Source organism: Flavobacterium sp. Arc2 (assembly GCF_041431385.1).
Taxonomy (GTDB): Bacteria; Bacteroidota; Bacteroidia; order Flavobacteriales; family Flavobacteriaceae; genus Flavobacterium.
Genome location: NZ_JASMRH010000011.1, coordinates 1 through 13,081, shown reverse-complemented (window position 1 = coordinate 13,081; position 13,081 = coordinate 1). Strand labels below are relative to the sequence as shown.

General features: G+C 32.5%; 9 protein-coding genes. 2 read left to right on the top strand and 7 right to left on the bottom strand.

What is annotated here, in order from left to right:
- Positions 1 to 120 precede the first annotated feature (120 nt).
- Genes QO182_RS09220 through QO182_RS09190 form a run of 7 tightly spaced genes read right to left on the bottom strand, consistent with a single transcriptional unit; the run spans position 121 to position 10,941 of the window.
- Positions 121 to 2,364, bottom strand: a complete 2,244-nt coding sequence (locus tag QO182_RS09220; protein WP_371538510.1) for a GH92 family glycosyl hydrolase — start codon at positions 2,362 to 2,364, stop codon at positions 121 to 123.
- A 10-nt stretch (positions 2,365 to 2,374) separates the two neighbouring features.
- The gene (locus QO182_RS09215; protein WP_371538509.1) at positions 2,375 to 3,487 is read right to left on the bottom strand and encodes a family 10 glycosylhydrolase; all 1,113 of its coding nucleotides are present in this window, start codon (positions 3,485 to 3,487) and stop codon (positions 2,375 to 2,377) included.
- A 36-nt stretch (positions 3,488 to 3,523) separates the two neighbouring features.
- On the bottom strand, positions 3,524 to 4,681 hold the full coding sequence (locus QO182_RS09210) for a glycoside hydrolase family 18 protein (protein WP_371538507.1): 1,158 nt from the start codon (positions 4,679 to 4,681) through the stop codon (positions 3,524 to 3,526).
- Positions 4,682 to 4,711: 30 nt separating this feature from the next.
- The gene (locus QO182_RS09205) at positions 4,712 to 5,788 is read right to left on the bottom strand and encodes a carbohydrate-binding family 9-like protein (protein WP_371538518.1); all 1,077 of its coding nucleotides are present in this window, start codon (positions 5,786 to 5,788) and stop codon (positions 4,712 to 4,714) included.
- Positions 5,789 to 5,792: 4 nt separating this feature from the next.
- The gene (locus QO182_RS09200; protein WP_371538506.1) at positions 5,793 to 6,758 is read right to left on the bottom strand and encodes a glycosidase; all 966 of its coding nucleotides are present in this window, start codon (positions 6,756 to 6,758) and stop codon (positions 5,793 to 5,795) included.
- A 56-nt stretch (positions 6,759 to 6,814) separates the two neighbouring features.
- Entirely contained in the window at positions 6,815 to 8,692 is a 1,878-nt protein-coding gene (locus QO182_RS09195) for a sodium:solute symporter family protein (RefSeq protein ID WP_371538504.1), read from the bottom strand.
- Entirely contained in the window at positions 8,692 to 10,941 is a 2,250-nt protein-coding gene (locus tag QO182_RS09190; protein ID WP_371538503.1) for a GH92 family glycosyl hydrolase, read from the bottom strand. Before QO182_RS09190 ends, QO182_RS09195 begins: the two co-directional genes overlap by 1 nt.
- A gap of 383 nt (positions 10,942 to 11,324) precedes the next feature.
- On the opposite strand from QO182_RS09190, the gene QO182_RS09185 reads away from it, so the two are divergent.
- Both QO182_RS09185 and QO182_RS09180 read left to right on the top strand, forming a co-directional pair.
- Positions 11,325 to 12,125: a sensor histidine kinase gene (locus QO182_RS09185; protein ID WP_371538501.1), complete on the top strand. Its 801-nt coding sequence runs from the start codon at positions 11,325 to 11,327 to the stop codon at positions 12,123 to 12,125.
- 77 nt (positions 12,126 to 12,202) lie between these two features.
- Positions 12,203 to 12,919 (top strand): LytR/AlgR family response regulator transcription factor, encoded by a 717-nt coding sequence (locus QO182_RS09180; RefSeq protein ID WP_371538499.1) that lies wholly within the window; start codon positions 12,203 to 12,205, stop codon positions 12,917 to 12,919.
- Positions 12,920 to 13,081 lie beyond the last annotated feature (162 nt).

The window sequence follows — 13,081 nt, the reverse complement described above, 5'->3', positions numbered from 1 at the left end:
AAATGGTAGCACAACGCTTTTAATCTAAGAAAATAGTGTTCTTTTAATCACACAATCTCTACTAACAGTCTCTATCTAAAATTGCACATCAATTTGTTTTTTGCATTTTTTTATATTCAATTAAAAAACTGATGATGACAAAGCCATGGTATTACTTGTCTTTTTATTTGGAGTACTCCCCATTTTAAAGGTCAAAGTCCCTCCCTTTTCTATTTCTTTATGAGTAATATAGTATCTGTCGATTGCTTTACCGTTTAATGTAATAGATTGTATGTAGAAATTCTCATCACTATTGTCAATTGTTTTTACAATAAATTTATTCCCGTTTTCTAAATTAATAGTTGCCGATTCAAACAAAGGTGAGCCAAAAGCATAAATTCCTTGTGCTGCATTTACAGGATAAAAACCGAGAGAACTAAATACATACCAAGAAGACATTTGGCCGCAATCTTCATTACCACAGTGTCCGCCGGGTGTGTTTTTATATTGTGTCTTTAAAATTTCTCTTACTAATTTTTGTGTTTTCCAAGGTTTATTTACATAATCATACAAATAAGCTACATGATGACTTGGCTCATTCCCGTGGGCATATTGACCAATCATTCCCGTACTAAAAACAGGAAGTTTATCCTCTGGCAACGGATCTAAACTGAACATAGTATCTAACTTTTTATCAAAAGCATCTCTACCACCAACTGTTTTAACTAAGCCTTCAATATTTTGAGGAACAGACCAGAAATATTGCCAAGCATTACTCTCACAAAAATAGGCGCTATACTCTTTAGGAATAAAGTCACTTATAAAAGTTCCATCTTTTAATTTTGGTCTCATAAACTTACTTTTAGAATCATACAAATTCCTCCAGTTTTCAGAACGCTTTAAGAAATAATTATAATCAGCTGTTTTATGCAGTGCTTTGGCAAACTCTGCTAAACACCAATCATCATAGGCATATTCTAAGGTTTTTGATACTGACCAATTCTCGTTTTGATCTCCTACAGGAACATATCCTATTTTCTTATAAGCATCTAACTCTCTTGAATTAACCATCGAACTTTCTTTGCACGCTTTATACGCCAAGTCAACATCAAAATTCTTTATACCTTTTAAGTAGGCATCGACAATTACAGGTATAGCATGATTACCAATCATCATATTCGTTTCGTTTCCTTGCAATGACCATACAGGCAACAATCCTGTTTCTTTATAATGTGCCAATAAGGAATTAATCATATCAGAAACTCTCGCTGGATGTAAGATTGTATACAAAGGATGTGCCGCACGGTAGGTATCCCATAATGAAAACGTATCATATCGATCAAAACCTTCTGCCTTCATTACTTTTCCATTAGCGCCTTTATATTCTCCGTTATGATCACTTAAAAGTGTGGGAGCTAGCATGGATTGATACATCATTGTATAGAAAATTTTCTTATCGTTTTCATTAGATGTTGTAACCTCTATCTTATGCAGTTGCTTCTCCCAAATAGAATCTGCTTTAACTCTATATTTTTCAAAATCAAAATCAGGAGCTTCAATCTCTAAAGATTTATATGCTCCTTTAATAGAAGCGGTAGACAAACCTGTTTTTAAAACAATAGCTTCATTATCTTTAGTCGAATAATTCAATATTATTTTTGATTTTGTTGCAATTACTGGACTGCTTGCCAGTGTATCACTTTTAAATATTTGAAAAGACTTAAAAGGCTTTGAAAGTTTTATAACAAAATAAAGGCGCTGATCTTTTGCCCAACCCGTAGACATTCTATATCCTTCAATAGTTGTATCGTCAACCACACTTAAATGTGTTTTAGTAGGAGCATCCCAGTTTAACGCATATCCTAAGTCAATATTAATTTGAGATAAAGTGTCTTTTGGGAATGTATATTTATGAATTCCAGTTCTAGCCGTTGTGGTAAGTTCTGCCTTAATACCATAATCTAGTAAATCTACCGTATAATATCCTGGTGAAGCCTCCTCTTTATCATGAGAAAACTTAGAAAAAGGCATATAATTATTTTCGGCAATTTTTTTAGTGAATCGACTATTTGTAGGCATTACTAGAATGTCGTATAAGTCTCCTGCACCTGTACCCGTTAAATGTGTGTGTGAAAAACCAGTAATAATAGAATCTTTATAAAAATAACCTGCAATCCTATCCCATCCTGGAACACCAATATCTGGACTTAATTGAACCATTCCAAATGGAACTGTAGCTCCTGGATAGGTATTTCCAGGACCGTCTGTACCGATAAATGGGTTAACAAGACTCGTTAATTTAATTTGCTCAGATGTTGTTTTTTTCTTGCAACAAATTAATAAAGATGTGAATGCTACTAAAAATATAAAACCAAGTTTTCTCATTTTTTTATTTTTATTTTAGGCTTGCCTTAGTTTCTTTTATCGTTTTTAGATTTGCCACTGTTAAAGCCGAACCATCAAAAAATGTAATTCCTTTAGCGCCATTTTCTTTAGCTAAAACAATCGCTTCTTTCAGTTCCTCCTCTGATTGTAATCCAGGGATATAAACTCCAGTGTTAATTCTAATTTTGGTGTCTTTTAAATCAGATACACCTTGTTTTGTTGCATATCCTATCCAATCAATTTCTTCATTATAAAAGTTATGATAGATCATAGGGTAAACTTCATCAATATTCCATTTATCCCAGCGTTGACGTACCATGTGGTCTGCCATTTCTGGATAAGGAAATACCGCAGCTGTTAATTTTTTATTGTGTTTATGTACTATTTTGTACGCATCGTCAACCACTGCTTTAATAGCATTTAATCTAAAGTTTTTCCATTCCATATCGATTGAGGTGTTTTTACTTTCTCTCGGATTTTTATGGTGTAATTTTTCAAAAGCAGCAATACAAGTATCACAATAACAGAAGTCGTATTCTGGCATTTCAAACTCTTGTTTTAAGTTATACTTAGGCAATAATCCTATTGGCAAAAAAATATCTGGAAAACGAATATAATCTAAATGCACACTTTCAATTCCATCCACTTTTGCCAAACCTTCAACTAGACTTAGTACATGATTTCTAGACTCTTTCCTTGTAGGGCAAAGCCATTGGTAATAGTCCACATAGGGACGAGTATCAAAACACGATTTCCCATCTTTACTAACCATATACCACTCTGGATGCTGGAGCGCAATAGAATCCCCAGGACGATTCATTGCCATAATCCAGGCATGAACTTTTAATCCTTCTTTTTTAGCTACAGGAACTAATCGTCTTAGAAGTTCAGCATCTGTGTTTGTATTAATTAAAAGAGCGTCAATTCCACCCTCTTTGTATTTTTTAAATTCAGTTGCATAAAAAGCATCCGATTTTTTAGCATCTGCACTTATCCACGCACCAAACTGAAAAGCTTCTTTTGTTTCTTCCTTGCCTTCGGTTAGATTTGAATCTTCGCCTCCTATTTTACTATTGCACGCTATAAAAAGTAAGCCAATTATAAATATTGCTGTATATTTCATCTTCAATGGTAATTAATTAGTTTATAATTCATTTTATCATTTTTTAATACTTTCAAAAAGTTGCTCTAATAATTCTTTGTTATTATCTAAGCTATATTCCCAAAACATAACACCGCCAAGTCCCTGCTGTTTAATAAATTCTGATTTTAATTTTATTTCTTTTGGTGTTTCATAAGATATAAAAACACGGTCTTCTGCGTTCCATAAATAGGATGCTTTTGCCTCTTTATCATATAATTTTTTAAATTTTCCAGACTGCATTTCTTCGGCTATTTTCCAAGAAGAGATAATATCATTTGCCGTTTCGGCAGACTGATACAGTCCATTGTTTTCTGGTGATACCTTTTCCCATTTTCTACCGTAAAAAGGAATTCCTAGAATAAGTTTTTTCGCAGGAATACCCACTTTTAGTAACCTAGTAATTGTACTAGCTCCGTTATTCCCAACAAATTTCACATCACTAGAAGGGTATAAATTACCATGGTGTCCTGTTTGATGAAACGGTCCACTATAAAAATCGTAGCACATCACATTTATAAAATCAAGATATTGATGCGCCTTTTTTAAATCAGTATGATCAATGTACTTTTGATTTGCTCCCGCTGCTATAGTTAATAAATAATGTGTTTTAGCAACTTTATCCTGAATGTCTAATTGTTTTCGTAATTCACTCAATAATAAGGTGAAATTTTCTTTATCAGCAGCTCTAAAAATATTATCCTCCCCAAGTTGCCCTGGATATTCCCAGTCAACATCAATACCATCAAAATCATAGGATTTCATTAATTTAACCGCACTTTTAGCAAATTTTTCTCTTGAATCACTATAAGCAGCAATATCTGAAAATTGATCTGACCAAACCCAACCGCCTATTGAAAATAATACTTTCAAATTAGGGTTTTTCTTTTTAAGATGCATCAAGCTACTGATTTTTATACTATCTGTAGCTAACTCAAATTGAACAGCTCCATCAACAATATTCGCGAAAGCATAATTAATATGTGTCAACTTTGCGGCGTCAACTTTTGCTGGATCAAAATCTTCATAACCCGCAACGTAACCTATAATTTTTAAGTCTTGGTTTTTATTTTTCTGATTTTTTTCTAATGAAGAACAAGCAAAAAAACTGCTTATAATTACGATTATAAAACTTGATCTAATTAATGTATTGTATTGTTTAAAAAGAGTCATCATTACGATTTATTTAAAATAGATTTATTCGAATTAATTGCTTTTTTCTAAAAATTGGCCATCTTCTTTTATAACTAAGGTTTTATTAGAAAAAGGACTTATAATTGAAATAGTATAGCCTGACAAACAATTTTCCAGTACTGGTTTTAAAGTTTTACCATCAACTGTAATATTTCCTTTTGAAATCGTAGCTAGTGATTTAGCCCAAGATTTATGTGTTTTGTGATATGTTTTTTGTTTTCTGTAGAGACTAAACAATTCCCATTTTATTTTATCGTCCTGTGGAACCGTGAAAGAATCTTTATTCCCAACCTCTTTAGAAGAAAAATAGACATAGCCCCACTTTTCTGGTTCGTGCATATTAATCACTCCCATAGGAGACCAAACCCAGTTGTATTCTGGCAAGAACTTTCCTTTCGGATCTTTTTTTCGTTCGTATTTACCGTCAATGATTGAATGCTGCCAGTTTACTCTAGAAAAATTCACCCTCCAAAAATTATCTTTAGGCACGTTATCCTCTCCATACGATTTTCTAAATGCAGCCCAAGGAATTGCCATTTCTAAAACCAATCCAATATCTGTATCTAATGGGTTATTCAACGTTCCATTTACTTTTACCGCTGACTTTAAACCATTGATATCCCAATCATTTAAAACGACATTTTTTTCTCGATAAGGTTTATTTATAAATAAGTCCCATACTGTATTTAAAGCATTTATTTCTAATTCATAATAATTTTGAGTGTCTCCATCTGGGTCAATAAAAACTTCAAAATCATTATTGTAAAAAATAATGGTATCGCGTTGTTTTAAATTGGCCCAAACATGAGGTTCCTCCATTTTTGCAAGTATATAATAATAATTGTCATCCCAAAGCATTTTTATTTGAGTATCATACTTTGGTTTTTTGACACCTTCAATATCTATAAAAGGAGTCGTCCACTCTGCCTTTTCCCAAGCTGCTTCTGATGCTTCACCATCGATAACTATTGCAGTTGGAGTTTTATAAGCAACGTGGCTTTTGGGGATAATTTCGCTTTTTGATTGAGCATAACTCAACAACGAAAAACAACCTAAAATTAATGACAGTATTTTACTTTTATCTCGCATCATTTTATAAACTATTATCTTTTGTAAATTGAACAACTTCACTTAATTTACCAAAAGCCAGCGCTACCACAGTATCTGCAGCACCATAATAAACCGCTAATTTATCCTCTTCTAAATCATGTAAAGCTGCGCATGGAAAAACCACATTAGGTACATCACCTACTTGTTCATAATTTACCGTTGGTCCTAACAAATAAGGTTGTGTTCGATATTTCACATTATCCGGTTTTTCTGTATCTAAAATAGCCGCACCCATTGCATAACGGAAACCATTACAAGTATTGATAACTCCGTGGTACAACATCAACCAACCTTCGTCAGTAAGAATAGGAATAGGTCCTGCCCCAACTTTGGTGCACTGCCAAGCACTGTCCTCAAAGGGAGTCGGTTTCATAACTAATCTGTGTTCTCCCCAATACTTCATATCTGGACTATAACTGATCCATATATCTCCAAAAGGTGTATGTCCGTTATCACTTGGACGGCTTAACATAGCATATGTACCGTCTATTTTTTGTGGAAACAAAACACCATTTCGATTAAAAGGCAAATAAGCATTCTCACATTGAAAAAATTCTTTGAAATCAAAGGTATAACCAATACCTATTGTTGGTCCGTTATATCCGTTGCACCATGTAATCCAATAACGATCTTCAATAAATACCACCCGTGGATCGTATTTATATGCTGATTCAATCATTTCAGTATTACCCGCCTTCATTTCAATAGGTTCGTGATTGATATCCCAGTCAATTCCATTTTTACTAAAACCTGCAAATATATTCATTTGCACCGCTTTATTATCACATCTAAAAACTCCTGCAAATCCGTCCCCAAAAGGAACCACAGCACTATTAAAAATACTATTAGAAGACGGAATTGCATTTCGATCAATAATGGGGTTATTTGAATATCTCCACATTACATCAGTACTCTTTTCTGGCTTATCTTGCCATGGAATTTTATTCATTTTTGTTGTTTTATTTTAGTAATCTTTGTTTTTGTCTTTTTCCAAAAAAGAAATATTTAGTCTTCAATTTTTCGAACTTTATCTAGCCAAGTATACTTTAAAATTATCGAAGTTATTAAAAAGACAACTAGGGAAACGATCATTTTTGGATAATCTCTAATTAGTAAAAATATAGGAAGTACAATCATACTCGATTGCCATACAATTCCGATGGCACAGTTCATCATATCCATTAAAAAATTATTGTTTTTTTCAAAAGAATGATCTTCAATCTGTAGTTCGGTATACACAGGTTTCCACCAACCCCAAGGTCTTACATTTGTATAAAATGATTTTAAAACTTTACTATCTGTAGGTTTTGTCAAAAATGTACCTAATAAACAACCCAGTGTTGAAAAACTAAAAATAATTGGGAACATATAGATATCTTTTAATTCAGACAGTTCGTAAAATAGTGTTCCTTCAGTAAAATGACCTTTACTTTGACCCAATACAAATTGTAAAGAAGCGACAACAAGTCCTGCAAACATTCCCCAGAAATAACCCCAACCATTAAAACGCCACCACACCCATTTTAAGAAATTAGCAGCCACATAACCACCAAATAATGCGCTGGTTATCCATAAAGTCAACGAGTTAATAGAATCAGCAAAGAAACCCATAAAAACACCTAAACCTACAATAAGAAAAGAAGCTATATGGCTAACTTTTATGTAATGCGCACTTGTAGCGACTGGTATAAAATACTTTTTATAAATATCATTCACTATATAAGCAGGCCCTGCATTTACAAATGCTGAAAAAGTAGACATAAAAGCTGCTAATAATCCTGCTAACAACAATCCTTTAATCCCTACCGGGACATGAAAATTAATTACTGTTGGCAACAAAATCTCTAAGTCACCTCCGCTCAATGCAGGATTATTACTCATCTGTGGAGCGAGTGTCATCAATGCTATCACTACAATTCCTCCAATCAATAAATACCTTGGAATAAATAGAATTAAATTTGTAAAACCACTCATATAAGCCGCTTCTTTAACTGATTTAGTAGAAAGGATCCTTTGTAAATCATAGCTTGGGGTAGGTCCTGCAATACTAGCAAAAAAGCCTTTAAATAATGACATTCCTATTAATGCACCAAACATTTTATAGCCTTCGGTATTGATTAATTTATCAAATACTTCATATTTACCTGACCAATGACTATCTAATTCCATATCAAAGAAAACATTCTTCCATTCTTCTGTAATAACAGAACTAATCTGTATATCAGTATAATTTATTAGAGTATATCCTGCCACAAGTACTCCTGAAAGCACCATGATTCCATATTGTAACACTTCTGTCGCAACAACAGAGAACATCCCTCCTTTTATGGTATAAAGTGTCGTTAAAAAGATAATTATTAAAGCATATGACTGTTCTGAATTTAAAAATACCGATCCGTTAAAATGAACCGCTAAATCCCAAGGTAAAATTACAGTCAAAAATTTACCAATACCTTCAAAGAAATAAGCTATAAAACCTATCGTTGAAATTATAGCAAAAACAGCAACAATAATATGAGAAGCCTTTCCTGCCCTATCGTTTCCGAAACGCGTTAAAATCCACTCAGAACCTGTCATTATATTAGATCTTCTTATCCAAACTGCAAGGAACATCATCACAAAAATTTGATTCCATATTGGCCAAAGCCACATTAGCATAAAACTTTTAACCCCATACAAAAACAAAATCCCTACCATCCAGGCTGTTCCTGAAACATCAAACATTCCTGATCCATTACTTAAACCTAAGTAATACCATTTTATAGATCTACCACCAAGGAAATAGTCATCTAAGCCATTTGATGCTTTTCTAGAAATCCAAATACCGATACCAATAGTTATCAGGATGTAAATTATAATTATACTTAAATCGATGATATCCATTATCCCCTTTTGTTATTATTTGTTAAACCCCATTTTTTATTTGGCTCTGACCCCATCTCAAAATGCAGAACACCACCTTGTGTAATTTGTTTGTGAGAAATAGACGTTTGATCAAATCTCTTCCCATTTAGTGTAGCTGACTGAATGTAAAAATTCTCTTTAGAAACATTTTCTGCTTCAATCACGAATGTTTTACCATCGGCAAGTGTTATCGTTGATTTCTCAAAAATTGGACTTCCTATCTGATACACTCCAGATGCTGGATTCATAGGGTATATACCTATAGAACTAAATATATACCAAGCAGACATTTGACCACAATCTTCATTTCCACTTAATCCGTTTGGCGTTGTATTGTATTGTGTTTCTAAAATATAATGTGCCCAATACTGTGTTCTCCAGGGCTGTCCTGCACTATTAAATAAATAAGAAATATGATGACTCGGTTCGTTACCATGTGCATATTGACCTATTAATCCCGAAATATCCGCAGATACATTATCACCTGTAATCTCAGAACTTTCAGTAAATAATTTTTCTAAGCGGCTAGCAAAGATTTCATTGCTTCCATGTAGTGAAATAAAATCTGTAACATCTTGTGGCACAAACCAGCTGTGTTGCCAAGCGTTTCCTTCAGTATAATCTGTTTGTTCTCTGTGGTTTGAATGTTTAGGGTCGAAAGGTTCATTCCAAGATTTTCCGTCTTTAGATTTACCTCTCATAAAACCGGTTTTTGGATCAAATAAATTGCGATATGCTTTAGAACGATTCATGAAATATTCATAATCTGCTTCTTTACCCAACGCTTTTGCCATTTGAGCAACACACCAATCATCATAAGCGTATTCTAAAGTAATAGTGACAGACTCATCAAGCGAATTATAAGGAATAAATCCAAATTGTTTATAAAAGTCCAAACCACGCTCGTTTTGCATCATTGTGGTTTTCATAGCTTCGTATGCTTTCTCAGCATCAAAACCTTTAATTCCTTTTTGGTACGCGTCTACTATTACAGGAATAGAATGATAGCCTGTCATAGTATTAGTTTCATTAGCATAAAGCGTCCAAACAGGTAATATCTTTTTAGTATCATAATAGGACAACATCGAGTTTACAATATCTGAAACTTTATCCGGAGCGATTAATGTTAACAAAGGATTTTCAGCTCTAAAAGTATCCCACAGTGATAAGGTAGAGTAAGCCGTATAGTTCTTAGCAGTAACGATGCTGTCATTCTCTTTTCGATATTGTCCGTTTTTATCACTGTAAGTTACAGGAGCAATTTGAGCATGATACATTGCCGTGTAAAAAATAGTTTTAAGTGAATCTATAGGAGTTTCAACTTCAATTTTAGCCAAAGAACTATTCCAAACATTTTCAGCTGCAGTTCTAGCAACATCAAAAGTTTCTGAATCCAAATTATCTTTTGCATTAGCAACACTAACTGATGAAACTGCTACTTTTACTACTAATTCGGTATTATTATTAGTATCGAAAAATAATTGAGTTGAAGTTTTTTCGCCTTCAGAAGCAGCTCCATCAATTATTTTGTGATTGCTAGCAAGAATATGATTCTTTATAGGCTTAGAAAATTTGGCTACAAAAAACACTTTTTGATTTTTGGCCCATCCTGTACTAAAACGATAGCCGCTCAATGTATACTCATCTTCGAGAGTCAAACTCGTTTTCACTGCTTTATCCCAGTTAATGGCATAACCCAAATCAATTACTACAGACTGCTCGTCCCCTTTAGCAAAAGTATATTTCTGATATGCGGTACGCTGTGTTGCCGTTAACTCAACATTTACTTTTGGATCTTGTAAAAACACTTGGTAATAACCAGGACTAGACTTTTCATTAGAATGAGAGTAAAATGATCGATAAGGAATTTCATCTCGTGAAGTAGCTTTGATAGTTAAATCTACTTTTTTATTAATTGGCATTAATAAAATATCAGCTAAGTCTCCAATACCTGTTCCACTCAAATGCAAATGACTAAACCCAACAATAATAGAGTCTGAATAATGATAACCCGAACACCAGTCCCAATCCGACTTTCCATTATCAGGACTCACTTGTACCATCCCAAAAGGTACCGTAGCCCCTGGATACGTATGTCCGTGGCCACCCGTCCCTATAAATGGATTTACAAAAGCCGTGAAGTTTTTTTTAATCTCCCTTTTAGTTGAATTATCTTTACAACTATAAATAAGCACTGATACTAAAATAAATAAAATCTTGCTCTTCATATGTTAACTATCTTAATTTAACTTTAAATTTTCATAAATTTAACCACTCTTAAAACAAATTTAGACGGACAACATCTAAACGATGTTAAACATCAAAAAAGCAGTTACAAATCCAATTTTAGCAAATGAATTTTACCTCTAATAAACTTTACAAAATTTCAGTTACACATCATGTCATCTTTTGGTTAATTTACTTCTCTTTCAATACTTTTCGCTGGGGCAGTTATTTTAATGATTTTTTATATTCTTTTAAATCAAATTTATTGGGTTTCCCTATCCATATGATTTTGTGTTATTTGAATATTTTTGTATTAATGCCCTACTTGGTTTACAAAAAAAAATATTTTAGCTATATTATTGCTATTCTATTGGCACTTTTAATAATGATGGTTGTAAAGTTTGAACTTACCTATTATTTATTAGGTCACAAGGTTTGGCCAGAAGGTCCGCAAAGTATTGATCGAATAAATCTTACATATGCTATTGACACTATGATAGGTGAACTTTACGTAATTACTTTCGCTACTGCTATAAAAATAACGCTTGATTTTTTAAATGAAAATAAAAGAGCTGCTGATCTTACCAAAATACAATTAGAAACTGAATTACTATTTTTAAAGGCTCAAGTCTCTCCTCATTTTTTCTTTAACACCTTAAATAATATCTACTCCTTATCAGTCGATAGGTCTGATAAGACCCCTAAAATCATCTTAAAGTTATCTGAGTTAATGCGCTATATGATTTACGAAACCAAAAATGGAAGACAATCATTAGAAAATGAAATTCTTTGTATTCAAAACTACTTAGATCTGGAAAGGATCCGTCACGATAATCGACTTCAAGTAAATATGGCTATTTCTGGTGACATTGAAGACAAAAAAATTGCTCCTATATTATTACTATCATTCATTGAGAATGCCTTTAAACACGGGGTAAATAAAAACATCGGAAACGTTAAAGTCGATATTAAATTTAAAATAAAAGAAGATTTTCTTTACTTTTCGATTTCAAATCCAATGCCTAATACAATCATCTCTGAAGAAAATATTAATGCTACAAATGGTATTGGATTAGCTAACGTAACAAAAAGGCTCGAATTAGGATATAAAAAGAATGATTATAAACTAACCATTAAAAATAAAAACAATAGTTTTGTCGTTAAGCTTAAAATAAGAGTTAGTTAGCTAAATCTTAAATAAATTAATACTTCTTTAAAGAAGCTCCTTCTAAAAGCTACCTAGAGTTAAGAAATAATAAAGATATGAAAGTAAGATGTTTAATTATAGATGATGAGCCGTTAGCAATTAACATTATTAAAAATTACTTAGATAATTTTGAGAATTTTGAATTAATTTCTACATTTAATAATGCTATAGATGGTTTGAAATTTTTAAAAAGCAATAGTATTGACGTCATTTTTTTAGATATCAACATGCCTGTACTGGACGGAATAAATTTCATTAAAAGTTTAGAAGCTCCTCCCCTTGTCATAATGACGACTGCTTACAATGAATTTGCACTAGAAACATATGAACTAGATGTTCTAGATTATCTCGTTAAACCTATTGAATTCCCTCGATTCATGAAAGCTATCAACAAGGTAGATAAAAGGCTGGATCCTATAAATGGTAAACATACTATAGAAACTAATAAGGAACGTCCCTTCATTTTTGTTAAGATTGATAAGAAAAAAATGAAGAAGATCTTTCTAGATGAAATTTTAGTAATTGAAAGTCTAAAAGATTACTTAAAAATAAATACCATTAGCAGTAAATATATAGTTCACAGCACATTAACTGACTTCACTAATTTATTACCTGCAAGGGATTTTATAAGAATACATCGTTCTTTCACTATTTCTATACATAAAATTGACACTCTTGAAGGAAATAGTATAGAGATTGAAGGGCTTAGATACATTATCGGTAGATCCTACATCGATGATGTAAAGCAGAAAATTTTAAATTCATCTATATAGAATTTAGAACCTTTATTAAAAAAATTGATGGCTATCATCTTTATAAAAAGTGATAACCATCAATAGTAATTAACCAAACAAAACAAGGTACCATCTCATAAAGTGTGTAAGTTAAAAAGTTATTCTGAAAATTTGAGCTAACTCAAAAGCTCAAAAATTTTC